We start from the raw sequence: 24,218 nt of genomic DNA, 5'->3' as shown, positions 1-24,218 counted from the left end.
CTGCGGGAGGAGAGCGCCATGCGGGTACTTCCGCCGATGGCGCGCGCCTGCGTCGTCGTCGCCGTCCTCGCCGCCGCGGCCTGCGCCGCCCCCGCCCTCCTCGCCGGGGCCTCGACGCCCTGGCCGGCCGTGGCCCTGCTGGCCCTCCTCTACCTCGGCTGCGAGCTGGTGCGGACCCGGCCGTTCCCGGGCCGCCGAACCCCCGAGGGGGCCGGCTGCTTCTTCCCGGTGGTGATGGCCGCCGTGTTCCTGCTGCCGCCGTCGGCCGCCGCGCTCGTGGCCCTGCCCGGCGGGTTCGCCCAGAGCGTCGTGCAGCGGCCCGCCGGGGTGCGCCGGGTCTGGCACGCCGCCCAGCAGGCGACGGCGGCATGGGCGGCCGGGCAGGCGTACGGGCTGCTCGGCGGCGGCCGGGGCACGGACCCCGCCGCCCGGGTGGCCGGCTTCCCGTACGCGATGCTCCCCGCGGCCGTCGCCGCCGTCGCCTTCTGCCTGGTGCTCACCGCCCTCGACGCCGCGGTCCTGGCCGCCGCCGAGGGCCGGCCCGCCGCCACCGCCTGGCGGGGCACCGCCGCCCGCTCCCTGGTCCCGCACTGCGTGCACGGGCTCGCCGGCCTGATGATGGCCGTGATGTGGCGCAGCCCCTACGGGGTGCCGGCCGCGCTGCTCGTCCTGCTGCCGATGTACGTCTCCTGCTGGGTGTTCGCCCAGTACCACCGCGAGCGCGCCGCGCACCGGGCCACGATCCGGGCCCTCGTCCAGGCCGTCGACATCAAGGACCGCTACACGCGCGGACACAGCGAGCGGGTGGGCCAGGCCTCCGCGATGATCGCCCGCGAGCTGGGCATGGGCGACGACCGCCTCGAAGTGGTCCGGATCGCCGGGATCCTGCACGACGTCGGCAAGCTGGGCGTGCCGACGCGGCTGCTGCGCAAGGACGGACCGCTCACGCCCGAGGAGCGGCGGATCATCGAACTGCACCCCGAGTACGGGCACGAGATGGTGCGGGGCATCGGATTCCTCGGGGAGGCCCGGTCCGCGATCCTGCACCACCACGAGCGGGTCGACGGCCGCGGGTACCCGTACGGGCTCCGGGGCGAGCAGATCCCGGTGCTGGCCCGTGTGGTGGCGGTGGCCGACTCCTTCGACGCGATGACCTCGACCCGCTCCTACAGCCGGGCCCGGCCCGTGGAGACCGCCCTGGCGGAGCTGGAGCGCTGTGCGGGGGTGCAGTACGACCCGGCGATGGTGCGGGCCCTCGTCGACGCCATCGGCCGGCACGGCTGGCACCCGGTGGTGACCTCCGACGCGGACCTCCAGGTCATCCCCGCCGCCCCCGCCGCCCCGGCCGCCCCGGCCGCACCGCAGCCGGGACCGGCCGCGATGCCGGCCCAGGGCGGCGCGGCCCGCGACCCGGCCGGGGGCGGCCGGTGAGGGCCGTCGCCGTATGGGCCGTACGCGCGGCCGCGGGCGTGCTCACGGCCGCCGGGCTGGCCCACACCCTGTGGACCGGCGTCGTCGAGCCCGGCACGGCCCTCGCCTTCGGCACCCTGATCACGCTCGGCGAACTCGCCCGCCGCGAACCCCGACCGGGCCGCTCCACCGACGGGGCCGGGCACCTCCCCACCCAGGACCGCCAGCCCGCACCGCTCGGCTCCGCCGGGGCCCTGGCCTACGCCCTGCTCGGGCAGAACGCCGGCCACCCCACCCACCACGGGGTGCTCCAGACCGTCGCCGTCGTCGTCGCGGCCGCCCTCGCCGGGATCGTCCCGCACATCGCCCGCGGCCACGGCCCGGCCCTGGACCACGTGGCCCGCCGCGTCCTCACCGTGGCCTTCGCCGCCGTCTGCTTCCAGCCGCTCCACCACTCCGGGCGGCTCGGCGACCGGATCGGGCAGGGCCCGTACCTCGTGCTGTTCCTGCTGCTCCTGCTCGGCCTCACCGCCCTGTGCGACGCCGTGCTCGCAGCCGCCTCGGCGGGGGCCCGCACCGGGTGGCCGTACGGGCCCCTGCTGCGCGACGAGCTGCGCGCCCTGCTCGGTGTCGGCTCGGCGATCTGCGCCACCGGGGTGGTGATGGCCCTCGGCGTGGCCGTGGCGGGCCTGTGGGCCCTGCCGGTCCTGTGCGTGCCGCTGCTGCTGACCCAGATGTCCTTCCACCGCATCACCGCCGTCCGCACGACCTACCGCCAGACCATCACCTCCCTCGCCCGCGCCACCGAGATCGCCGGGTACACCGCGCCCGGGCACGCCCGCCGGGTCGCCGCCCTGAGCTGCGCGGTCGGCCGGGAGCTCGGACTGTCGGAGCGGGAGCTCACGGTGCTGGAGTACGCCGCGCTGATGCACGACATCGGCCAGCTCTCGCTCGTCGACCCGGTCCCCGCCGGAGCCACCGCGGAGCTGCCCGCCGCCGAGGCCCGCCGGATCGCCGAGCTGGGCGGGGAGGTGGCCCGCCAGACCGGGGTGCCGGCGGAGGTCGCGGTGATCGTGGAACGCCAGGCGGACCCGTACCGCGAGCAGCCCGTCGCCGCCCGGATCGTCCGGGCGGTCAACGCGTACGACGACCTGGCGGGCGGCAGCCGTCACCCGGGCGGCTCACTGGCCGCCCTGGAGCAGCTGCGCCTGGGCACCGGCCGCGACTACCAGCCGGAGGTCGTGGAGTCCCTGGCGAGGGTTCTGGCCAGGGGCGGGCGGGGCGGAGTCGTACCCGTTCCGCCGGGGTAACCCATGGGTAATGAGCGGCCGTCCGAGCGGGCATGGTTGGATGCAGTAAGAGTGTCCGTGAGGGTGCCCGCAAGGCTGCACCGTGGGACCGGCAGGCGGGAATCGTGAGGATCTTCGGGAAGGTACGGCATCGGCCGTCCGCCTCGTGGCGGCAGGCCACCGACCGGGCGTTCACGCTGATCGGTGACGGTCGGTACGAGGACGCGGGTGCGCTGCTGACCAGGGCGGCGGACCTGGAGCCCTGGCTGTCCGAGTCCTGGTTCAACCTGGCCCTGCTGCACAAGTTCCGGCACGACTGGGAGCAGGCCAGGGCCGCCGGGCTGCGCGCCGTGGCCCTGCTCGACCGGGAGGCGGGCGCGCCGGACTGGTGGAACGTCGGGATCGCCGCGACCGCGCTGCAGGACTGGCCGCTGGCCCGGCGGGCCTGGCAGGCGTACGGGCTGAAGGTGCCCGGTGACCCGCACAGCACGGCGGGGACCGGCGAGCCCGTCGGCATGGAACTCGGCAGCGCCGCCGTACGGCTGTCCCCCGAGGGGGAGGCCGAGGTCGTGTGGGGCCGCAGGCTCGATCCGGCCCGCATGGAGGTCCTGTCCATCCCGCTGCCCTCCTCGGGGCGGCGCTGGGGCGAGGTCGTGCTGCACGACGGGGTGCCGAACGGCGAGCGGATCACCGCCGCCGGGCCCGCGTACCCGGTCTTCGACGAGATCGAGCTGTGGGCGCCCTCGCCGGTGCCGACCTGGGTGGTGCTGCTGGAGGCGGCCACCGAGGCCGACCGCGACGCCCTCGAGCAGCTGGCCTCGGACGCCGGCTTCGCCGCCGAGGACTGGTCCTCCTCGGTCCGGCTGCTGTGCCGGACCTGCTCGGAGAGCCCGATGCCCAGCGGCGAGGACAACGGCGACCACGTCGACCCGCACGACCACAGCGAACCGGGCCACCCCGGCCCGCTGGGCCACCGCACCGCCGGATCCGGCTCGCTGTGGGTCCCCGAGCGCGAATGCGGCATCGCCGCGCCGGCCGGCCTGGTGCGCGGGCTCCTCGACGGCTGGGTCGCCGACAGCCCCGACAGCCGGGAGTGGCGGGATCTCGAGGAAGTCTGCTGAGCCCGGGCCGTAGGCTGTACGGGCACACCACGGACTTGAGGGAAGGCGTACGGCGGACATGGCGCAGCAGGAGAACCAGGTGACCCCGATCGACGACGAGGGGTACGTCGTGGACACCGAGGACTGTGAGGCGCGCGAACTCGCCCACCGCGAGCGCGGTACCTCCCGCCCGATCACGGTGGTCGGCAACCCGGTGCTGCACCGCGAGTGCAAGGACGTCACCGAGTTCGGCGACGAGCTGGCGCAGCTGATCGACGACATGTTCGCCAGCCAGAAGACCGCCGAGGGCGTGGGCCTGGCCGCCAACCAGATCGGCGTGGACGCCAAGGTCTTCGTCTACGACTGCCCCGACGACGACGGCGTGCGCCACACCGGCGTCGTGGTCAACCCGAAGCTCGTCGAGCTGCCGGCCGGATCCCGCGTGCTGGACGACTCGAACGAGGGCTGCCTGTCGGTGCCGACCGCCTACGCCTCCCTGGCCCGCCCGGACTACGCCGAGGTCACCGGCCAGGACGCGCAGGGCAACCCGATCAAGGTCCGCGGCACGGGCTACTTCGCGCGCTGCCTCCAGCACGAGACGGACCACCTGTACGGGTACCTGTACATCGACCGCCTCTCGAAGCGCGACCGCAAGGACGCCCTGCGGCAGATGGCGGAGAACACCCCGCGCTACGAGGTCGTCCCGAACGACTGACGGCCCGCGCGCCGCACCTCCACCCGTACGAAGGCCCCGCTCCGGCAACCGGAGCGGGGCCTTCGTGTGGGGGGTCCCGCAGGGCGCGCCACGCCCTGCGCGGTGCACCCGGATGACATCACCGCGGCCGGACCGCGGCCAGACCGGCGGCTCCCGAATGTCAAGTCGCGAACTCCCACCGGCCGTTGGGGCCCCGTGGGTCAGGCCACCGCGCGGGGGCCGCGGAAGGCGCGGCGGAAGGCGTTCGGGGTGGTGCCCAGGGTCCGCAGGAAGTGGTGGCGCAGGGCCGCCGCGTTGCCGAAGCCGCTGCGGCCCGCGATGGCGTCGACCGTGTCGTCGGTGGACTCCAGCAACTCCTGGGCCAGCAGCACCCGCTGGCGCAGCACCCACTGGTAGGGGGTGGTCCCCGTCTCCTGGAGGAAGCGGCGGGCGAAGGTCCGGGGCGACATGTGGGCCCGCTCCGCCAGCTGCTCGACGGTGATCTCCTCGTCCAGGTGCCGGGCCGTCCAGCCGATCACCTCGCCGACCGTGTCGCAGGCGGTGCGGGGGAGCGGCCGCTGGATGTACTGGGCCTGGCCGCCGTCGCGGTGGGGCGGTACGACCATCCGCCGGGCGATGGTGTTGGCCACCTCGGCGCCGTGCGCCTGGCGGACCACGTGCAGGCAGGCGTCGATGCCCGAGGCGGTCCCGGCGGCGGTGATCACCGGCCCCTCGTCGACGTAGAGCACGTCCGGGTCGACCAGGGCCGCGGGGTAACGGCGGATCAGCGCCGGAGCGTGCAGCCAGTGGGTGGTGCAGCGCCGCCCGTCCAGCAGCCCGGCGGCGCCGAGCACGAAGGCGCCGCTGCACACGCTGAGCACCCGCGCGCCCCGGTCCACGGCCCGGCGCAGGACGTCGAGGAAGGGCTCGGGGTAGTCGTCCCGTACCGGCGCCCGGCGGTCGGCGGGCAGGCAGATCAGGTCGGCCTCCTCCAGCCGTTCCAGCCCGAACGGCGGTGTGATGGTGAAGCCGACGTCCGCCATGGTCAGCGGGCCCTCCTCGGCGGCGCAGACGGCGAAGTCGTACACGGGCAGCCCCTGGTCGCCACGGTCGATCCCGAAGACCTCGCAGAAGATCCCGAACTCGAAGGGCGTCACTCCGTCGACGAGCGCCACGGCCACGTTCTTCAGCATGGCACCAGTGTGGCAGTAATTCGCTCCTTCATGACAGTCCTGCCACTGTCCGGTTCCGGCGGCCGGGGCGATCTTGGAGTCATGAACACGTTCCTCGACTACCTCACCGTCCTCGCCGTGGCCGCCCTCCTCCTCGCCCCCGCCCTGTACGGAGCCCTGCACGACCGCCGCACTGCGCGTCAGCTCGCCGCGGCGGCCCGCGAGCGCTCGGCGGCGACGCCCCGCCCCGCAGCCGCTCCCCACCGGGCCGGCACCCGCTCCACCGCCTGGCGGCGGGGCCGCGTCGCGCACTGAGCGGGGTCCGCCTGCGGTCGACACCGCCCCCGGGCCGGGCCAGCATGGAGAGAGGGCGGCACCACCGACACCGGCCGCAGGCCCGGGAATTCCCGCTTCCCGCTCCCTCCGGCTGCCCCGGCCGAGCCGTCCGACCGAGCGGAGATGCCGCCGACCTCGATCCCGCGTGGACATCGCCGCAGACTCCTCAGCGCAAGGAGGCGAGACGATGCTCCGCAGACGCCGTACGGCCCTCGGCATCGTGCCCGTGGTGACGGCCCTGGCGATAGGGCCCCTGACCGCCTGGACGAGCGCCGCGGCGGCTCCCGCCGTGGAGTGCAGCATCAGGCCCAACGGGTCGAACTACCTGATCTCGGGATCCGGCTTCGAACCCGGCAAGGCCGTCAACTTCTACCGCAACGGCCAGCCCATCGGCGGCGGCACGGTCCCCGCCGACGGCACCTACTCGGTGGGCCTGCGCCCCGACCAGGGCGCCCCCGGCGCCGGAGTGGGCTTCTTCGCCAAGGAGGGGCTGGAACCGGGCGGGCGCGCGACCACCTGCACGATCATCGATGCGCCGTCCGCCTGCGACGGGGCGAAGGCCGAGACCACCGGGTACCGGCTGGGCCGTACGGAGGGGCTCAAGGACGGCCGGGAGGACGGCTTCGCGGACACCTACCGCAAGAGCTACGACGACGCCGTCAAGAAGCGGCCCGGACTGACCGCCGACGAGTGCAAGGCCGTGCAGGACAAGGGCTTCGCGGACGGCTACAAGGTGGGTTACGAGGAAGGCTTCAAGGAGGGCAAGGCCAAGGGCGGCAAGGTGGGCAAGAAGGAGGGCGAGGAGGACAGGCGCAAGGGCAACGCCTCCCGCAACGTCGTCGTCAGCCAGCTCCAGGTCAAGGCCGATCCGGCGAGCGGCGAGGCCGACTGCGCCCAGGGCATCCGGTTCACCGCCACCCTGGTCGGTTCCGGCACCGGCACGGTCCGGTACCACTGGGAGCGGACCTCCGGAAAGGTGTCCGGGACCGTCGAGTTCGCAGGGGACGGGACCAAGACGGTCACCGACCAGGCGGCCGTTCCGGCCGGGTCCGCGACGGCCACGGTCAGCCAGAAGTTCGTCGTCGACAGCGGCCCCTCGCAGGGGAAGACGGGGCAGGCGAGCGCCAGCGTCACCTGCAAGAAGTAGCACCGCACGGCACGACGTCCCCGCCCGTGACCCACGGGCGGGGACGTCCGCACACCGGACGGCGGCCGAGGCCTAGAAGTCCTCGTCCAGGTCGACCGTGCCCTCGACGGCGACCTGGTAGGCCGACGGGCGGCGCTCGAAGAAGTTCGTCAGCTCCTGGACGCCCTGGAGCTCCATGAACGAGAACGGGTTCTGCGAGCCGTACACCGGCGGGAAGCCCAGGCGGACCAGGCGCTGGTCGGCGACGCACTCCAGGTACTCGCGCATCGATTCGGTGTTCATCCCCGGGAGGCCGTCACCGCACAGGTCGCGGCCGAACTGCAGCTCCGCCTCGACGGCCTCCTTCAGCATGTCGGTGACCTGCTGCTGGAGGGCGTCGTCGAAGAGCTCCGGCTCCTCCTTGCGGACGGTGTCCACGACCTCGAACGCGAAGTTCATGTGCATCGTCTCGTCGCGGAACACCCAGTTCGTGCCCGTCGCCAGACCGTGCAGCAGGCCGCGCGAGCGGAACCAGTACACGTACGCGAACGCGCCGTAGAAGAACAGGCCCTCGATGCACGCGGCGAAGCAGATCAGGTTCAGCAGGAAGCGGCGGCGGTCGGCGGCCGTCTCCAGCCGCTCGATCTTCTCGACCGAGTCCATCCACTTGAAGCAGAACTGCGCCTTCTCGCGGATGGAGGGGATCTCCTCGACCGCGTCGAAGGCCGCCGCGCGGTCGTCCGGGTCGGGCAGGTAGGTGTCGAGCAGCGTCAGGTAGAACTGGACGTGCACGGCCTCCTCGAACAGCTGGCGCGACAGGTACAGGCGCGCCTCCGGGGAGTTGATGTGCTTGTACAGCGTCAGCACCAGGTTGTTCGAGACGATCGAGTCGCCCGTCGCGAAGAACGCGACCAGACGGCCGATCATGTGCTGCTCGGCCGGCGTCAGCTTCGCGAGGTCGGCGACGTCGGAGTGGAGGTCGACCTCCTCCACCGTCCAGGTGTTCTTGATCGCGTCCCGGTAGCGCTCGTAGAAGTCCGGGTAGCGCATCGGGCGCAGGGTCAGCTCGAAGCCCGGGTCGAGAAGGTTCTTCTGGTCGTTGGAGCTCATTACTGGCAGGCCTCGCAGGACTCGGGGTTCTCAAGGGAGCAGGCCAGCGCCTCGGCGTCGAGGGCCTGGGGCAGCTGGGCGGGGGTCGCGGCCGCCGGGACGGCGGCGGCCCCGGACGCGGCGCGGGCGATCTTCGTCGCCGGGCGCGAGCGCAGGTAGTACGTGGTCTTCAGGCCCTGCTTCCAGGCGTACGCGTACATCGAGGACAGCTTCCCGATGGTCGGCGTCTCCAGGAACAGGTTCAGCGACTGGGACTGGTCCAGGTACGGCGTACGGGCCGCCGCCATGTCGATCAGACCGCGCTGCGGGATCTCCCACGCCGTGCGGTACAGCTCGCGGACCTCCGCCGGGATCCAGCCGAAGCCCTGGACGGAGCCGGAGGAGTCGCGCAGCGCCTCGCGGGTCTGCGCGTCCCACACGCCGAGCTTCTTGAGGTCCTCCACCAGGTAGCCGTTGACCTGGAGGAACTCCCCGCTGAGGGTCTCGCGCTTGAAGAGGTTGGAGACCTGCGGCTCGATGCACTCGTACACGCCCGCGATCGAGGCGATCGTCGCCGTCGGGGCGATCGCGAGGAGCAGGGAGTTGCGCATGCCGGTCTTCGCGATCCGGGCGCGCAGGGCGTCCCAGCGCTCGGGCCAGGCGGGTTCGACGCCGTAGTGGTCGGGGTGCAGGACGCCCTGCGCGGTGCGGGTCTCGGACCAGGCGGGGAGCGGGCCGCTGCGCTCGGCGAGGTCGCAGGAGGCCTCGTACGCGGCCAGCATGATCCGCTCGGCGATCTTCGTGGACAGGGCCTTCGCCCCGGCCGAGTCGAAGGGCAGCCGCAGCTTGAAGAAGACGTCCTGGAGGCCCATCGCGCCCAGGCCCACCGGACGCCACCTGGCGTTGGAGCGGCCGGCCTGCTCGGTCGGGTAGAAGTTGATGTCGACCACGCGGTCGAGGAAGGTCACGGCCGTGCGGACGGTCTCGTCCAGGCGCTCCCAGTCCATCTCCCCGTCGGCGACGAACGCGCCGAGGTTGACCGAGCCGAGGTTGCAGACGGCCGTCTCGCCGTCGTTGGTGACCTCGATGATCTCGGTGCACAGGTTGGAGGAGTGGACGACCGTGCCGGGCAGCGCGGTCTGGTTCGCGGTCCGGTTGGAGGCGTCCTTGAAGGTCATCCACCCCTGGCCGGTCTGCGCGAGGGTGCGCATCATGCGGCCGTACAGGTCGCGGGCCGGCATGGTCTTCTTGGCGAGGCCCGCCGCCTCGGCCTTGAGGTAGGCGGCGTCGAACTCATCGCCGTACAGGTCCACCAGCTCGGGGACGTCGGCCGGGGAGAACAGCGACCAGTCGGCGTCGGCGTTCACGCGGCGCATGAACTCGTCAGGGATCCAGTGCGCGAGGTTGAGGTTGTGCGTACGGCGCTGGTCCTCACCGGTGTTGTCGCGCAGCTCCAGGAACTCCTCGATGTCCGCGTGCCAGGTCTCCAGGTAGACGGCGGCGGCGCCCTTGCGGCGGCCGCCCTGGTTCACGGCGGCGACGGAGGCGTCGAGGGTCTTCAGGAACGGGACGATGCCGTTGGAGTGGCCGTTGGTGCCGCGGATCAGGGAACCGCGGGCGCGGATGCGCGAGTACGAGAGGCCGATGCCGCCGGCGTGCTTGGAGAGGCGGGCGACCTGGTGGTAGCGGTCGTAGATCGAGTCCAGCTCGTCCAGCGGGGAGTCCAGCAGGTAGCAGGAGGACATCTGCGGGTGGCGGGTGCCGGAGTTGAAGAGCGTGGGGGAGGACGGCAGGTAGTCGAGGCGGCTCATCAGCCGGTACAGCGAGGCCACTTCCTCGACGGCCGCGGCGCTCCCGTCGGCGGCGAGGCCGCAGGCGACGCGCAGCATGAAGTGCTGCGGGGTCTCGATCACCTGGCGGGTGATCGGGTGGCGCAGCAGGTAGCGGCTGTGCAGGGTGCGCAGGCCGAAGAAGCCGAAGCGGTCGTCCGCGCCCTCGGCGAGGGCGTCGTCGACCAGGGCGTCGAGGCGGGCGGCATGGGCGGCGACGAACTCGGCGGTGCGGTCGGCGATCAGGCCCTCGCGGTGGCCGACGGCGACGGACTCGGCGAAGGAGGTGGCGCCCTGGCCGGCGGCCTCGTCGGCCACGGCCAGCGTCAGCAGGCGGGCGGCGAGGCGGGAGTAGGCGGGGTCCTCGGAGATCAGGCCGGCCGCGGCCTCGGTGGCCAGGGCGCGCAGCTCGGCCTCGTCGGCGGCGGCGCTGCGGCCGCGCAGGGCGGCGGCGGCGACCCGGCCGGGGTCGGTGTCGGGGAGGTCGGCGGTCAGCTCCGTGAGAGTACGCAGCAGCGCGGCCCCCGGGCCTTCGCCGGATCCGTTGCGCTCAGTGGGCTGGTCGGACTCGGCGCGCGGTGCGGCGGGCGCGATGGTCACGGGGGAGCTCTCCCTCACTCGGCCCGGTCGTCGGCGGCTCGGGGCGCGGGGAGGCGCGTGCGGGCGCGCCGGAACGCGTCACACCGCACGGCGTCCACCGGCCCAACCGCGAGACCCGGACGTGTCGGCACCCGGTTCGGTCGAGCCGGGCGCACTGTCGGCAGGTCCTCGGACTTCTCATACCGTTGCGGGACAGTTCCGGATTCGCACCGGATTCCCCTGCGGCGACAGCGAGCATGAGCATACATGTGGGGGGCGCTCGATGCGCGACCCCCCACATGTTGTGTCCGAGCGGCTACAGCTCCAGACGGTAGGTCAGCAGTTTCAGGGCCGGGATCGGCGACCAGTCGAGCTCCGGAGTCCGTACGAAGCCCAGCCGCTCGTAGATCCGCCGGGCGCCCAGCATGGCCGGCTGCGTGGACAGCACCAGGGCCGTGACCCCCAGCGCCCCGGCCCGCTCGGCGCAGGCCCGTACGAGGGCCTCCCCGACGCCCTTGCCGCGCGCCTCGGGAGCCACCGCGAGCATCCGGAACTCGGCCTCGCGCGGGCCGGCCACGTCCGCGAGAGGGCTCCCGGGTGCGGCGAACGTCACCCCGCCGAGCACCCGCCCGTCCTGCACGGCGACGAGCACCTCCCCCTCGCCGGCCCGACCGGCGACGTCGCGCAGCACGTTCAGGTAGGTGTCGTCCTCGTTCTGGTCGAGCAGCCCGTCCCCGGTGTAGGCCGCGCCGATGACCTCGCCGAGCCGCTCGTACTCGTCCGTCCTGGCCGTTCTGATCTCGAAGTCCATGCCACCGAGTGTGCGCGAGACCGCACCGGTGTGGCGAAGGCCTTTTCCACGCCGAAGGGCCCCGCCGGAGGTCCGGCGGGGCCCTTCGGGTTCCTCAGCAGCAGCGGAAGCCCTCGCGGGGGTCCGCCTCGCGGGCGTCCGTGCGGGCCCGCTCGAAGGCGCGGCGGGTCATGACCTCGGCGTCCGGGTCGTGGGAGCGGGCGTGCGCGACGTACCGGTCGTACGCGGCCTCGCCGGAGAACTCCCGTACGAAGAACCGGGCCTTCGCCAGCGCCCCGCGCACCCCGCTCACGCGACCGGCTCCTTGGCCCGGCCGCCGCCCCCGTCGAGGCCGGCGGCCGCGAGCTCGGCCTTCTCCTCGGCCGTCGCGATGAGCCCGGCCGGGGCGATGATCTTCGACTCGGTCCACGGCACCTCGGACAGGCGCACCGACTCGGGGTGGGTGACGGCCCTGAAGCAGGTCCGGGCCGCGTCCAGCAGCACGATGACGATCAGGACCGCGAACAGCACCGACAGGACGCCGTCGACCGTGGCGTTGGTGACCACGGTGTGCATCTCGTCCATGTTCTTGGCGGGCGGCAGCACCTTCCCGGCGTCGATGCCGGCCTGGTACTTGTCGCGCTGCGCGAAGAAGCCGACCTTCACGTCCTCGGAGAAGACCTTCTGGTAGCTGGCGGTGAGGGTGACGGCCACGTCCCAGGCCAGCGGAACGGCCGTGACCCAGGCCCACTTGAGCCGCCCGGACTTGACCAGCAGCGTGGTGCAGACGGCCAGCGCGACCGCCGCCAGCAGCTGGTTCGCGATGCCGAACAGCGGGAAGAGCTGGTTGATGCCGCCCAGCGGGTCCTTGACGCCGACCCACAGGAAGTAGCCCCAGCCGCCGACGACGACCGCGCTGGCCAGCCAGACGCCCGGCTTCCAGCTGACGTCCTTGAAGGACCTGTGCACGTTGCCGAGGGTGTCCTGGAGCATGAACCGGCCGACGCGGGTGCCCGCGTCGACGGTGGTCAGGATGAACAGGGCCTCGAACATGATGGCGAAGTGGTACCAGAACGCCTTCATCCCGGAGCCGCCGATGACGGACGAGAAGATCTCCGACATCCCGAGTGCGAAGGTCGGCGCACCGCCCGTACGGGACAGCAGGCTGGTCTCCTCGACGTCCTTCGCGGCCTGCGCGAGGGCGTCGGGGGAGATGGCGAAGCCGAAGTTCGTCACGGCCTCCGAGGCGGTCTGGACGGTCGTGCCGATGACGCCGCCGGGGGAGTTCACCGCGAAGAACAGGCCCGGCTCGATGATGCTCGCCGCGATCACCGCCATGACGGCCACGAAGGACTCGGTGAGCATGGCCCCGTAGCCGATGACCCGGACCTGGGTCTCCTTCTGGATCATCTTCGGGGTGGTGCCCGAGGAGACGAGGGCGTGGAAGCCGGACAGCGCCCCGCAGGCGATGGTGATGAAGACGAAGGGGAACATGGAGCCGGCGAAGACCGGGCCGTCCCCGCGCGAGGCGAAGTCGGTGACCGCGGGCATCTTCAGCGTCGGCATCGCGAGGACCACGCCGATCGCCATCAGCGCGATGGTGCCGACCTTCATGAAGGTCGACAGGTAGTCGCGGGGGGCCAGCAGCAGCCACACGGGCAGCACCGAGGCGACGAAGCCGTACACGATCATCCAGATGACCAGCGTCTCCTTCTCCAGGGTGAAGGTGCTCGCCCAGGAGGAGTCGGCGACCCAGCCGCCCGCGACGATGGCGAGCAGGAGCAGCGCGACGCCGATGACGGAGACCTCGGTGACCCGCCCCGGGCGCAGGACGCGCAGGTAGACGCCCATGAACAGGGCGATCGGGATGGTCATGCCGATGGAGAAGACACCCCAGGGGGAGTGCGCCAGGGCGTTGACGATGACCAGCGCCAGCACCGCCAGCAGGATGACCATGATGACGAACACGGCGACGAGGGCGGCGGCCCCGCCGACGGGGCCGATCTCGTCGCGGGCCATCTGGCCGAGCGAACGGCCGTCGCGCCGGGTGGAGAAGAACAGGGTCACCATGTCCTGGACGGCGCCGGCGAAGATGACGCCCGCGACGATCCAGATGGTGCCCGGCAGGTAGCCCATCTGCGCCGCGAGCACCGGGCCGACCAGCGGGCCGGCGCCGGCGACGGCGGCGAAGTGGTGCCCGAAGAGCACGCGCCGGTCGGTGGGGTGGAAGTCGACACCGTTGTCGAGGCGTTCGGCGGGGGTGGCCCGCGTCTTGTCGACCTTCAGGACGCGGTGGGCGATGAACCGCGCGTAGAAGCGGTAGCCGATGGCGTACGAGCCCAGCGCGGCGGCGAGCAGCCAGGCGGCCGAGATCTCCTCACCGCGTGACAGCGCCAGCACGCCCCAGCCGAGGGCCCCGACGAGGGCCACGCCCACCCAGAGGGCGACCGACTGCGGCGTGAGTCTGCCCGACGGAGGCGGCGAGCCCGGCCCGGAGCCTTGACTCGCCACTTCTGTCCCTGTTGCTCCCGGTTCCGGCATGATCCTCGTCCCCTCGTTGATCACCTGCGTAAGCGCACGGAATCTACGGGGGCTTGACCGGTGGAAGTAAGCCCCCGTCCGTATAGCGGTACGAGCGTCTACCGAGGGTCGGGGGCAGTCAACAGGTGATCACGTAGCAGGTCGCTGGAGACGGGCTACGAACTTGTAACGGTCGCCGCGATATACCGATCGCACCCATTCGACCGGTTCTCCGTCGGCGTCCAGCGAGTGCCGGGAGAGCATCAGCATCGGCAGGCCGACGTCGGTGCCGAGCAGCCCGGCCTCGCGCGGGGTGGCGAGGGAGGTCTCGATGGTCTCCTCGGCCTCGGCGAGGCGCACGTCGTACACCTCCGCGAGGGCGGTGTACAGCGAGGTGTACTTGACGAGGGAACGCCGCAGCGCGGGGAAGCGCTTGGCGGACAGGTGCGTGGTCTCGATGGCCATCGGCTCGCCGCTGGCGAGGCGCAGCCGCTCGATGCGCAGGACCCGCCCGCCGGTCGCGATCTTGAGCAGGCCGGCGAGGGTGTCGTCGGCGGTGACGTAGCCGATGTCCAGGAGCTGGGAGGTGGGTTCCAGCCCCTGGGCCCGCATGTCCTCGGTGTAGGAGGAGAGTTGGAGCGGCTGGGAGACCTTGGGCTTGGCGACGAAGGTGCCCTTGCCCTGGATGCGTTCCAGCCGGCCCTCGACCACCAGCTCCTGGAGGGCTTGGCGGACGGTGGTCCGGGAGGTGTCGAACTCGGCCGCCAGCGTGCGCTCGGGCGGTACGGGGGTGCCCGGCGGGAGCGTCTCGGTCATGTCGAGCAAGTGCCGCTTGAGTCGGTAGTACTTGGGGACACGTGCCGTTCGAGTGGCCGGCCCGCCTTCCGGCTCCGTGGTCGCCCCTTCGGTGGCCATCGCCGCCCGCCTTCCCGACTCCAGTTTCGCTGCCGTCACCGGCTCCTCCGATATGTGCGGTCACATGGTGACACGGGCGGGAGGGCAGGCCTCCTCCCTCCCCCAGGTGTCGGTCCGATAACGGACCGAGCGCCTGCTCATTAGACCCTTGACACCCCTAAAGGTCTAGGCCAAGCTCCCGGTTACTGGTCTACACCAATATGGATCGGATCCCGGCCCGACGGTCAGTACTCGGTACGTACGTCACCGCGGCGGGCGAGGGAAGTGCAGCAGCATCCCTGAGGAGGGTGGCGTGAAGCGCAAGCTCATTGCGGCGGTCGGTGTCGTGGGCATGATGGTCGGAGTCGCGGCGTGCGGCAATGGCGGCGACGACAAGCCGAAGGCCGACGCGTCGGGTGGCGCCAAGGAGATCACCGTCTGGGTGATGGACGGCTCCGCACCCAAGGCGTGGATCGAGCAGGTCAACCAGGAGTTCTCGGCCAAGCACCCCGGTGTCACGGTCAAGGTCGAGGAGCAGAAGTGGACGGGCATCCAGGAGAAGGTCACCACGGCCCTCTCCGAGAACACCCCGCCGGACGTCCTCGAGCTCGGCAACACCCAGACCGCCGGTTATGCGGTCACCGGCGGCCTCGCCGACCTGACCAAGGACAAGGCCAAGCTCGGCGCCGACGCCTGGCAGAAGAGCATGCTCGCCTCGGCCGAGGTCGAGGGCAAGCTCTACTCCGCCCCCTGGTACGCCGCCAACCGCGTCGTCGTCTACGACAAGAAGGCCTTCGAGAAGGCCGGCGTCACCCCGCCGAAGACCCGCGACGAGTGGGTGGCCGGCCTGGAGAAGCTGAAGGCCGCCGACCCGTCCACGCAGCCGATCTACCTCCCCGGCCAGAGCTGGTACATCCTCGCCGGCTTCATCTGGGACGAGGGCGGCGACCTCGCCGTCAAGGACGGCGGCAAGTGGAAGGGCCAGCTGTCCACCCCGCAGGCCGCCTCCGCGATGGACTTCTACAAGAAGCTCCAGTCCTTCTCCACCGCCCCCAAGGACAAGGACGAGGCCACCCCGCAGCAGTCCACCGACATCGTCCCCAAGGGCGGCGTCGCCTCCTGGATCGGTCTCGGCTGGGAGGCCGGCGGTGCCGAGAAGGCCCTGAAGGACGCCGGCAAGGAAGCCGACTTCGGCTACTTCCCGATCCCGGGCAAGACGGCCGACAAGTCCGGCACCGTCTTCCTCGGCGGCTCGAACCTCGCCGTGGCCGAGCGCTCCAAGAACAAGGAGCTCGCCAAGGAGTGGCTGGCCCTCGCCACCGGCAAGGACCAGATGACCAAGTACGCCGCCGAGGTCAAGGGCGCGCTGCTGCCCAACCAGGTCGGCGCCAACTTCACCCCGGCCGCGGGCTCCTTCGCCGAGGCCATGGCCAAGGCCGGCCTCAACGGCAAGATCACCCCGGTGACCGCGGGCTGGGCGAACGTCGAGACCGAGCCGAACCCCATCAAGGAGTTCATGACCAAGGTCCTGAAGGGTGAGGACGCCGCCAAGGCCGGCGCGGACGCGGACAAGGAAATCGCGAACCGCATCAACAAGTAACAGCCCCGCCCGCAGTACCCGCACAGCCCAGCAGTGTGAACGCACCGGGGGGTGCGGCAGGCGCCCAGCCGCCCGCCGCGCCCCCGGTCGCGCATTTGACTCCACAGTCAACCGCGAGGAAGCCAAGCCATGACCGTGCACTCCCAGGGAGCGACGACCAGCGCTCCACAGGACGCACCACCCACGTCCGCCGGGCGGCCGGAGGTGCCCGCCGCCAAGACCGGCCCCGGTGACACGCCTCCTCGCGGGGGCAGGAAGCCGCTCCCCTCGGGGTGGCTGCCCTACCTGCTGGTGCTGCCGGCGGTGGCCGGCCTCGCGGTCCTCCTGCTGTACCCGCTGATCAAGAACGTGATCCTGTCCTTCCAGGACATCAACAAGATCGAGTTCATCCAGCGGAAGTACCCGTTCGCGGGCTTCGCCAACTACACCCAGCTGCTCACCGACTCCGCCTTCTGGACCGTCGTCGTCCGCAGCTTCGCCTTCACCTTCGCCAACGTCGTCCTGATCATGGTGATCGGCAGCCTCGTCGGCATCCTGCTGAACCGGCTGGGCAAGTGGATGCGCCTGGTCCTGTCGATGGCGCTGGTGATGGCCTGGGCCATGCCCATCGTCGCCTCCGTGCAGGTCTTCTACTGGCTGTTCGACGAGCAGTTCGGCATCATGAACTGGGTCATGCGCACGGCCGGCTTCTCCGGCTACGAGCAGCACAACTGGTTCGAGAGCGGCCTGTCCACCCTGACGATCGTCACCGTCCTCGTGGTCTGGGGCTCGATCCCCTTCGTCGCCCTCAACATGTACGCCGGTCTCACCACGGTCGGCGCCGAGCTGTACGAGGCCGCCCGCATGGACGGCGCCAACGGCTGGCAGACCTTCTGGAAGGTCGTCTTCCCCAACCTCAAGCCGTTCTTCCTGGTCACCACCTTCCTCGAGGTGATCTGGGTCTTCAAGGCCTTCACCCAGGTCTACGCGATGAACAAGGGCGGCCCCGACCGCGCCTCCGAGATCCTCCCCGTCTTCGCCTACGTCGAGGGCCAGAGCCAGGCCCACTACGGCCTCGCCGCCGCGATCTCCGTCCTGACGATCCTGATCCTCGTGGTCGTCATGTCCTTCTACTTCCGCCTGATCCTGAAGCAGGAGGAGGAGCAGTGAGCACGACCACCGCCCCGAACAAGTCCGCGCAGCAGCTGCGCACCCGCCGGCCGGTGCGCCCCGCGGCCGTCGTCAAGAACCTGGGCGCGCTGCTCCTCGCCCTCGTCTTCGTCTTCCCGGTCTACTGGATGTTCTCCTCGGCCCTCAAGCCGAACAGCGAGATCCTCACCAAGGACCCGGTCTTCGTCTTCACCCCCACCCTGGACAACTTCACCAAGGCCACCGGCGTCGACCTCTTCTGGACGTACGTCACCAACAGCATCGTCGTCACCGTCGGAGCCGTCCTGCTGGCCCTGCTCGTCGCCCTGGCCGCGAGCTTCGCCATCGCCCGGATGAAGTTCAAGGGCCGCAAGGGCCTGGTCCTCGGCGTGATGATGGCCCAGATGGCCCCCTGGGAGGTCATGGTCATCGCGATGTACATGATCGCCCGCGACGCCGAGACGCTGAACAGCCTCCCGCTGCTGACCGCCATCTACTTCGCGATGGTCCTCCCCTTCACCATCTGGACCCTGCGCGGCTTCATCGCCGCCGTCCCGGTGACCCTGGAGGAGGCCGCGCAGATCGACGGCTGCACCCGCGGCCAGGCCTTCCGCAAGGTGATCTTCCCGCTGCTGGCCCCCGGGCTGATGTCCACCTCGCTCTTCGGGTTCATCACGGCCTGGAACGAGTTCGCGATGGTCCTGATCCTCAACAAGGACAAGGCCGCGCAGACCCTCCCGCTGTGGCTGACCCAGTTCAAGACCGCGTTCGGCAACGACTGGGGCGCCACCATGGCCGCCTCCTCGCTCTTCGCCCTCCCGGTCCTGGTGATCTTCATCTTCCTCCAGCGCAAGGCCGTCGGCGGCATGACCGCCGGCGCCGTGAAGGGATAACGGCCCATGACAGTCCTTGCGCACCGCGCCACGGCGTCCGGTTCCGACGACGCCCTGACCCGCGACGCCCTCGCCGTCCTCCAGCCCGGCTTCGAGGGCACCACCGCCCCCGCCTGGCTGCTGCGCCGGGTCGGCGAAGGCCTCGCCTCGGTCGGCCTGTTCGGCCGCAACATCGACTCGCCCGAACAGCTCGCCGCGCTCACCGCGCAGCTGAGGGACGTACGGGACGACGTGCTCGTCGCCATCGACGAGGAGGGCGGCGACGTCACCCGCCTGGAGGTCCGCGGCGGCTCCTCCTTCCCCGGGAACCTGGCGCTCGGCTCCGTCGACGACACCGCCCTGACCCGCGACGTCGCCCGCGAGCTGGGCCGCCGCCTCGCCGAGTGCGGGGTCAACCTCAACTGGGCCCCGTCCGCGGACGTCAACTCCAACCCCGACAACCCGGTCATCGGCGTCCGCTCCTTCGGCGCCGACACCGCGCTCGCCGCCCGGCACACCGCCGCGTACGTCGAGGGGCTCCAGGCCGCCGGCGTCGCCGCGTGCACCAAGCACTTCCCGGGCCACGGCGACACCAACGTCGACTCGCACCACGCGCTGCCCCGCATCGACGCGGACCTGGACACCCTCCAGGCCCGCGAGCTGATCCCGTTCAAGGCGGCCGTCGAGGCCGGCACCAAGGCCGTGATGAGCGCCCACATCCTGGTGCCCGCCCTCGACCCGTCCCGCCCCGCCACCCTCAGCCCGCAGATCCTCACCGGCCTGCTGCGCAAGGAGCTCGGCTACGAGGGCCTCATCGTCACCGACGGCATGGAGATGAACGCCATCGCCGGGACGTACGGCATCGAGCGCGGCTCGGTGCTCGCCATCGCCGCCGGCGCCGACGCCATCTGCGTCGGCGGCGGCCTCGCCGACGAGGCGACCGTGCTGCGCCTGCGCGACGCACTGGTCGCCGCCGTACGCGAGGGCGTGCTCCCGGAGGAGCGGCTCGCCGACGCCGCCGCCCGGGTGCGCGCCCTCGCCGAGTGGACCAGCCGGTCCCGGCCGGACGCGCCGCGGGAGGGGAGCGGCGCGTCCGGCATCGGCCTCACGGCGGCCCGCCGCGCACTGGCCGTCACGGGCCGGCGGGCCGCGGTGTCCATGCCGTACGTCGCCACGCTCGCGCCCGTCGCGAACATCGCGGTGGGCGACGAGACGCCGTGGGGGGTGGCCGCGGAGCTGGCCGAGCTGGTGCCGGGGACCGTCGCGGGCGTCTACCCCGAGGGCTGCGCCGCCGCCGACGTGCTGGCGGCCGCGGGGGACCGGACGGTCGTCGCGGTGGTCCGCGACGCGCACCGCCACCCCTGGATGACGCGGATCCTCGACGCGCTGGTCGCGGCCAGGCCGGACACGGTGGTCGTGGAGATGGGCCTGCCGCGCGCCGAGCCGCGCGGGGCGCTGTACATCGCCACGCACGGGGCCTCCCGCGTGTGCGGCCGGGCCGCCGCCGAGGTCATCGCCGGGCGGTAGGCGGACGGGAGAAGGCCGGGCCCCCCGGGGGGGGGGCCCCGGCGGCACCACGACGACAGTGAGGGGGCAAAGGTCATGGCAGGCGGAGCGCGGCTGTACCGGCACACGGGGGCCCTGTTGGTGCGGGCCACCACGCATCCCGGGACCGGCGTCCCGGAAGCGGACGTAGACCTGTCCGGGCCCGGGGCCGCCGATCGCGGCCTGACCTGGTTGGCGGCTGTCTGGGAACACCCGCAGGCCCGCCAGGCGCTCGAAACCGCGAGCTCTGGCCTGGCCGCGCAGACCGCCGCCGTGCTGGCCGCTGACTCGCCGGGGGTGAAAGAGGTACGGCGGCTGGTGCACTCCACCGCCGCCTACCTGCTGCGCTGGCAGGGCCGGGCGACCCCGTTCGGGCACTTCGCCGGCGTGGCTCCCGCGCGCACCGGCGCGCAGCCCAGCGCCCGCTGGGGCAGCGGGCACCGCGCCGTACTGCGCCCGGACGCCGCCTGGCTGGGGGCGGTCGCCGACCAGCTCAGCGCCAACCCCGAGATCCTGGAGCGGCTGCCGGTCGCAGCGAACCCGGCCCTCGTCATCCGGGGCGGACGGATCGTCGCGCCCGGCCGTACGCCCGCCGAGGGGCTGGCCCCGCTTGAGGTGTCGGTGGCGGCCACCGGCCCGGTGCGCTCCGCCCTCGCCGCCGCCTCGGTCCCTGCCGTGTTCGCCGACGTGGCCAAGGCCGTCTCCGTCGACTTCCCCCATGCCGATAGCGCCACCGTGCGCGGGCTCCTGGCCCAGCTCCTGGAACACGGGCTGCTGCTGTCGGCTCTGGACGAGGTGGCCACCGCCACCGACCCGCTCGGCGCCGTGCGGGCGGTGACCGCTCTTGCGGCCAGCACCGGACCGGTGCCCGCCCCCACGGGGCAGGCTACCGAGGGTCCCTCGCCGTCCTGGCCGGACACCATCCTCGACGCTCACATCACCGTCCCCGAGGCGGTCCTGTCCGAAGTCGAGAGCGCCGCGTCCGTGCTGGTACGGCTCTCGCCGTACCCGTCCGGCCTTCCGGCGTGGAGGGACTACCACCAGCGCTTCCGGCAGGCGTACGGGGACGGCGCGGCCGTACCGGTGGCCGAGCTGGTCGGCGACGCCGGACTTGGCTGGCCTTCCGGCTACCTTGGCGCCGATCGCCCGGCCCCCGCCCGGATGCTCTCCGCCCGTGACGAAGCGCTCCTCACCCTGGCTCAGCAGGCCGCCCTCGATGGGGCCCGGGAGGTGGTCCTCACCGAGGGGCTCCTCGCCAAACTGGCCGTGGTGGACGTGGCCGAGCTGGTTCCGCCGCCGTGCGTAGAGATGGCGTTCCAGCTCCACGCCGACAACGCGGACGAGGTACGGCGGGGCCGGTTCGAGGTGTGGCTGACCTCGGCGGCCCGGCCCGCATCCTCCATGGCCGGACGGTTCGCCGACCTCCTGCCCGACCCTGAGGCCGACCGGCTCGCCACCGCCCTCGCGGGGCCGCCTGGCCCGCTGCCGGCGCAGCTGGTCTTCCCGGCCCGCAGGCGGCGCAGCGCCAACGTCACCCGTGTTCCCCACCTGCTGGAACACACCATCGCGCTTGGCTGGCCCGATCAGGGACCGGGCAGCATCGCGTTGGACGACCTCGCAGTCACCTGCGACGCCCACCGCTTCTACCTGATCCTGGCCTCCACCGGCCAGCTGGTCGAGCCCCGCGTCCTGCACGCGCTGGAGCCCCGCGTACTGACGCCGCCGCTAGCCCGTTTCCTCGCCGAAGTCGCCGGAGCCCGCCGCACCTTCTGGCGGCTTCCCGACTGGGGCGCAGCCTCCCGGCTTCCCTACCTCCCCCGGCTCCGGCACGGCCGTACCGCCCTGGCCCCGGCCCGCTGGCTCCTAGCCGCCGACCAGCTGCCCGGCCCGTCCGCCGAGCGGCCCGTGTGGGACGAGGCATTCGACCGCTGGCGCACCCGGCAGAACCTCCCGGCCCGGGTCGTGCTCGTGGAGATGGAGATGCGGCTGCCTTTGGACCTGGACGTGCCGCTGCACCGGGAGCTGCTGCGGGCCCGTCTCGCCACGACCCGAGAGGTGGAAGTGCGTGAAGCACCTTTGCCAGCCACAGGATCCACATCACCTTCCGCAAGCGGGTTCATGGGCCGAGCCCACGAGTTCCTCACCGTCCTGCACACCACCGCCCCCACTACTGCCGGTCCGGTCCTGCCCGCCGTCCCGGCGCCGGTGGCGGAGTTACCCGGCGCCTCCCGCACGGTGTGCGCCCGCCTGTACGGGCACCCCGGCCGGCAGGGAGAGATCCTCACCGAGCACCTGCCCCGCCTGCTGGCCGGGTGGGAACCGGCCCCGCTGTGGTGGTTCACCCGCCACCACGCCCACGACCCACACCTGACGCTCGTCCTGCGGCTCGCCGACCGGGCCGAATACGGACAGGCCGCCGAACGACTCGGCGACTGGGCCGACGAGCTGCGCCACCGCCAGCTCGCCACGCACCTGGACCTGACCACCCACCAGCCGCAGACCGCCCGCTTCGGCCACGGCCCGGCCCGTGACAGCGCCGAGCGGGTCTTCGCGGCCGACACCGCCGCCGCGCTCGCCCAGATCACGTACGCGGTGTGCACGGGAACCCCGGCCGAAGCGCTCACCGCCGCCTCCCTCACCGACCTGGCCACCGCCTTCGCGCCCACCCCCAGTGACGGATGGTCCTGGATGGCCGCGCACCTGCCGCGCGAGAGCGGGCCGGTCGACGCCGGGCTGTCCCGGCAGACCCTGGACCTCACAGCGTCCGATGCCGCCTGGCGCCGCCAGCCGGACGGGCACGCTGTCACGGCCGCGTGGACGGCCCGCGCCGAAGCGCTCACCGCCTACCGGCAGGCCCTGGCCGCCGAGCGCGCCCCGATGACCGTGCTGCGGGCGCTGCTCCAGCTCCACAATCTCCGCGCCGTCGGCGCCGACCCCGAAACCGAGCGGACCACCCACCGCCTTGCCCGCGCCGTCGCCCTCGGGCACACCCACCGTCGGAAGGCCCGCCCATGAACGCGGCAACCGTTCTCCAGGTCCGATACCGCCACCTGCACGCACCCGACGAAGGACAGGGCCCAGGGCTCGCGCAGTCGCTGGCCAAGGGGCCGGCCGGGGTGGCCCTGTGGCACATCGAGCGGGCGCTCACCGGCTCCGGCAGCTGGGAGCCGGTCCAGGCGTGGCTATCGGCCGCGACCCGTGCAGGGGTGACCGCCGCCGACTCCGCCTGCCTCACCTACGGGGCCCCTGCTTTGGCGTTCGTCCTGCACGCGGCGGGGGCCGACGGACAGGACCGCTACCGAGCGGCCCGCGACCAGCTCGACGCGGCCACCGCCGCCCTCGCACACCGGCGCGTGGCAGCAGCCCACGCCCGCATCCGGCGCGGCGAACCGGCGGCGTTCGCCGAGTACGACCTCCTGCACGGACTCACCGGCATCGGCGTGCACTTGCTCCTCCACACCCCCGGCGATGACGCCCTCGCGGCAGTCCTCTCCTACCTCGTCGCCCTGACCCACCCGCTGGACTTGAACGGCGAGAGACTGCCGGGCTGGTGGTGTGCCCACGATCCCCGCCGCCTCTACACCCCCGGCGGGCACGCGAACTTCGGCATGGCCCACGGCATCACCGGCCCCCTCGCCCTCCTCGCCCATGCCCTGCGCCGGGGCGCCGTCGTAGACGGGCAGCGCGAAGCCGTCGACACCGTTACTGCCTGGCTCGATCAGTGGCAACAGCACGGTGATCGTGGCCCGTGGTGGCCGGAAGCGATCACCCGCGAGGAGGCCGCCGACGGTCGGCCGCACGTGACCGGCCCCGGGCGGCCATCGTGGTGCTACGGCACCCCGGGGATCACCCGAGCCCTCCAGCTCGCCGCCATCGCCACCGTCGACACCGGCCGCCAGCAGGCCGCCGAAGACGCCCTGGCCGCCTGTCTCGCCGACGAACGCCAGCTCGCCCAGCTCACCGACGCGGGCCTGTGCCACGGCACGGCCGGTCTGTTCCAGACCGTGTGGAGGGCCGCCCAAGACGCTCGGACGCCCGTCCTGGGCACCGCAGCCGCCCGCCTCGCCGAGGCATTCACCGGCGAGCACGCCTTCGAGGACACCGCGTTTCTCGAAGGCGCCGCCGGCCAAGCCCTCGCCCAGGCCACCGCACTCCACGGCCGGGGACCCGCCTCCCCTTGGGACGCGTGCCTCCTCATCGACTGACCTGCCAGCCGGCGCAGGCGCTCCAGCCCACATCCGCCAG

The 24,218-nt window shown here is 72.5% G+C and carries 19 protein-coding genes and 1 riboswitch; of the genes, 12 read left to right on the top strand and 7 right to left on the bottom strand.

Annotated elements, in window-relative coordinates; genetic code table 11:
• Positions 1-18: 18 nt before the first annotated feature.
• From AB0D45_RS17680 to def, 4 genes are all read left to right on the top strand, one after another.
• Positions 19-1,431: an HD-GYP domain-containing protein gene (locus AB0D45_RS17680; RefSeq protein ID WP_362459802.1), complete on the top strand. Its 1,413-nt coding sequence runs from the start codon at positions 19-21 to the stop codon at positions 1,429-1,431.
• A complete protein-coding gene (locus tag AB0D45_RS17675; RefSeq protein ID WP_362459799.1) occupies positions 1,428-2,720 on the top strand; it encodes an HD domain-containing protein in 1,293 nt (430 codons plus the stop codon). Before AB0D45_RS17680 ends, AB0D45_RS17675 begins: the two co-directional genes overlap by 4 nt.
• 104 nt (positions 2,721-2,824) lie before the next feature.
• Positions 2,825-3,820, top strand: a complete 996-nt coding sequence (locus tag AB0D45_RS17670) for a hypothetical protein (protein WP_361603525.1) — start codon at positions 2,825-2,827, stop codon at positions 3,818-3,820.
• A gap of 58 nt (positions 3,821-3,878) precedes the next feature.
• Complete coding sequence (def, locus tag AB0D45_RS17665; RefSeq protein ID WP_361603522.1) at positions 3,879-4,514, top strand: peptide deformylase; 636 nt, start codon at positions 3,879-3,881, stop codon at positions 4,512-4,514.
• A gap of 200 nt (positions 4,515-4,714) precedes the next feature.
• Here def and AB0D45_RS17660 read toward each other — a convergent pair whose 3' ends face one another.
• Entirely contained in the window at positions 4,715-5,686 is a 972-nt protein-coding gene (locus tag AB0D45_RS17660) for a helix-turn-helix domain-containing protein (protein WP_362459795.1), read from the bottom strand.
• Positions 5,687-5,767: 81 nt separating this feature from the next.
• On the opposite strand from AB0D45_RS17660, the gene AB0D45_RS17655 reads away from it, so the two are divergent.
• Entirely contained in the window at positions 5,768-5,980 is a 213-nt protein-coding gene (locus AB0D45_RS17655) for a hypothetical protein (protein WP_361603516.1), read from the top strand.
• Between the two features lie 208 nt (positions 5,981-6,188).
• Positions 6,189-7,148 carry a hypothetical protein gene (locus AB0D45_RS17650; RefSeq protein ID WP_362459792.1) on the top strand — a complete coding sequence of 320 codons (960 nt, stop codon included), beginning with the start codon at positions 6,189-6,191 and terminating at the stop codon, positions 7,146-7,148.
• A 72-nt stretch (positions 7,149-7,220) separates the two neighbouring features.
• On the opposite strand, the gene AB0D45_RS17645 is transcribed toward AB0D45_RS17650, so the two are convergent.
• The 6 genes from AB0D45_RS17645 to AB0D45_RS17620 all read right to left on the bottom strand — a co-directional run bounded on the left by AB0D45_RS17645 (position 7,221) and on the right by AB0D45_RS17620 (position 14,849).
• Positions 7,221-8,237: a ribonucleotide-diphosphate reductase subunit beta gene (locus tag AB0D45_RS17645; protein WP_361603510.1), complete on the bottom strand. Its 1,017-nt coding sequence runs from the start codon at positions 8,235-8,237 to the stop codon at positions 7,221-7,223.
• Positions 8,237-10,639 (bottom strand): ribonucleoside-diphosphate reductase subunit alpha, encoded by a 2,403-nt coding sequence (locus AB0D45_RS17640; RefSeq protein ID WP_362459857.1) that lies wholly within the window; start codon positions 10,637-10,639, stop codon positions 8,237-8,239. Before AB0D45_RS17640 ends, AB0D45_RS17645 begins: the two co-directional genes overlap by 1 nt.
• 147 nt (positions 10,640-10,786) lie before the next feature.
• Positions 10,787-10,896, bottom strand: a riboswitch (cobalamin riboswitch).
• Between the two features lie 44 nt (positions 10,897-10,940).
• Positions 10,941-11,435, bottom strand: a complete 495-nt coding sequence (locus AB0D45_RS17635) for a GNAT family N-acetyltransferase (RefSeq protein WP_361603507.1) — start codon at positions 11,433-11,435, stop codon at positions 10,941-10,943.
• A gap of 94 nt (positions 11,436-11,529) precedes the next feature.
• On the bottom strand, positions 11,530-11,727 hold the full coding sequence (locus AB0D45_RS17630; protein ID WP_362459789.1) for a YbdD/YjiX family protein: 198 nt from the start codon (positions 11,725-11,727) through the stop codon (positions 11,530-11,532).
• A complete protein-coding gene (locus tag AB0D45_RS17625) occupies positions 11,724-13,955 on the bottom strand; it encodes a carbon starvation CstA family protein (protein ID WP_362459787.1) in 2,232 nt (743 codons plus the stop codon). The genes AB0D45_RS17630 and AB0D45_RS17625 overlap by 4 nt, the downstream gene beginning before the upstream one ends.
• A gap of 129 nt (positions 13,956-14,084) precedes the next feature.
• A complete protein-coding gene (locus AB0D45_RS17620; protein ID WP_007266450.1) occupies positions 14,085-14,849 on the bottom strand; it encodes a GntR family transcriptional regulator in 765 nt (254 codons plus the stop codon).
• A gap of 292 nt (positions 14,850-15,141) precedes the next feature.
• Here AB0D45_RS17620 and AB0D45_RS17615 point away from each other — a divergent pair, with 292 nt between their 5' ends.
• The 6 genes from AB0D45_RS17615 (at position 15,142) to AB0D45_RS17590 (ending at position 24,178) form a co-directional block, all read left to right on the top strand.
• Positions 15,142-16,428 carry an extracellular solute-binding protein gene (locus AB0D45_RS17615; protein ID WP_361603498.1) on the top strand — a complete coding sequence of 429 codons (1,287 nt, stop codon included), beginning with the start codon at positions 15,142-15,144 and terminating at the stop codon, positions 16,426-16,428.
• Positions 16,429-16,557: 129 nt separating this feature from the next.
• Positions 16,558-17,577, top strand: a complete 1,020-nt coding sequence (locus AB0D45_RS17610) for a sugar ABC transporter permease (protein ID WP_362459785.1) — start codon at positions 16,558-16,560, stop codon at positions 17,575-17,577.
• A 35-nt stretch (positions 17,578-17,612) separates the two neighbouring features.
• Positions 17,613-18,449: a carbohydrate ABC transporter permease gene (locus AB0D45_RS17605; protein WP_361603549.1), complete on the top strand. Its 837-nt coding sequence runs from the start codon at positions 17,613-17,615 to the stop codon at positions 18,447-18,449.
• A gap of 6 nt (positions 18,450-18,455) precedes the next feature.
• Entirely contained in the window at positions 18,456-19,955 is a 1,500-nt protein-coding gene (locus tag AB0D45_RS17600; protein ID WP_361603492.1) for a glycoside hydrolase family 3 protein, read from the top strand.
• A 75-nt stretch (positions 19,956-20,030) separates the two neighbouring features.
• Positions 20,031-22,988 (top strand): lantibiotic dehydratase, encoded by a 2,958-nt coding sequence (locus AB0D45_RS17595; protein WP_362459782.1) that lies wholly within the window; start codon positions 20,031-20,033, stop codon positions 22,986-22,988.
• On the top strand, positions 22,985-24,178 hold the full coding sequence (locus tag AB0D45_RS17590; RefSeq protein WP_362459779.1) for a lanthionine synthetase C family protein: 1,194 nt from the start codon (positions 22,985-22,987) through the stop codon (positions 24,176-24,178). Before AB0D45_RS17595 ends, AB0D45_RS17590 begins: the two co-directional genes overlap by 4 nt.
• Positions 24,179-24,218 lie beyond the last annotated feature (40 nt).

Origin of the sequence: Streptomyces sp. NPDC048352 (assembly GCF_040651895.1) — a bacterium.
Classification (GTDB): Bacteria; Actinomycetota; Actinomycetes; order Streptomycetales; family Streptomycetaceae; genus Streptomyces.
This window is presented reverse-complemented; position numbering and strand designations above follow the sequence as displayed.

What these genes read in the sequence shown, in the direction of transcription:
- AB0D45_RS17680 (WP_362459802.1), top strand. Translation starts at nt 19, where the DNA reads ATGCGGGTACTTCCGCCGATGGCGCGCGCCTGCGTCGTCGTCGCCGTC.
- def (WP_361603522.1), top strand. Translation starts at nt 3,879, where the DNA reads ATGGCGCAGCAGGAGAACCAGGTGACCCCGATCGACGACGAGGGGTAC.
- AB0D45_RS17660 (WP_362459795.1), bottom strand. Translation starts at nt 5,686, where the DNA reads ATGCTGAAGAACGTGGCCGTGGCGCTCGTCGACGGAGTGACGCCCTTC.
- AB0D45_RS17655 (WP_361603516.1), top strand. Translation starts at nt 5,768, where the DNA reads ATGAACACGTTCCTCGACTACCTCACCGTCCTCGCCGTGGCCGCCCTC.
- AB0D45_RS17650 (WP_362459792.1), top strand. Translation starts at nt 6,189, where the DNA reads ATGCTCCGCAGACGCCGTACGGCCCTCGGCATCGTGCCCGTGGTGACG.
- AB0D45_RS17645 (WP_361603510.1), bottom strand. Translation starts at nt 8,237, where the DNA reads ATGAGCTCCAACGACCAGAAGAACCTTCTCGACCCGGGCTTCGAGCTG.
- AB0D45_RS17635 (WP_361603507.1), bottom strand. Translation starts at nt 11,435, where the DNA reads ATGGACTTCGAGATCAGAACGGCCAGGACGGACGAGTACGAGCGGCTC.
- AB0D45_RS17625 (WP_362459787.1), bottom strand. Translation starts at nt 13,955, where the DNA reads ATGCCGGAACCGGGAGCAACAGGGACAGAAGTGGCGAGTCAAGGCTCC.
- AB0D45_RS17620 (WP_007266450.1), bottom strand. Translation starts at nt 14,849, where the DNA reads ATGGCCACCGAAGGGGCGACCACGGAGCCGGAAGGCGGGCCGGCCACT.
- AB0D45_RS17610 (WP_362459785.1), top strand. Translation starts at nt 16,558, where the DNA reads ATGACCGTGCACTCCCAGGGAGCGACGACCAGCGCTCCACAGGACGCA.
- AB0D45_RS17600 (WP_361603492.1), top strand. Translation starts at nt 18,456, where the DNA reads ATGACAGTCCTTGCGCACCGCGCCACGGCGTCCGGTTCCGACGACGCC.
- AB0D45_RS17595 (WP_362459782.1), top strand. Translation starts at nt 20,031, where the DNA reads ATGGCAGGCGGAGCGCGGCTGTACCGGCACACGGGGGCCCTGTTGGTG.
- AB0D45_RS17590 (WP_362459779.1), top strand. Translation starts at nt 22,985, where the DNA reads ATGAACGCGGCAACCGTTCTCCAGGTCCGATACCGCCACCTGCACGCA.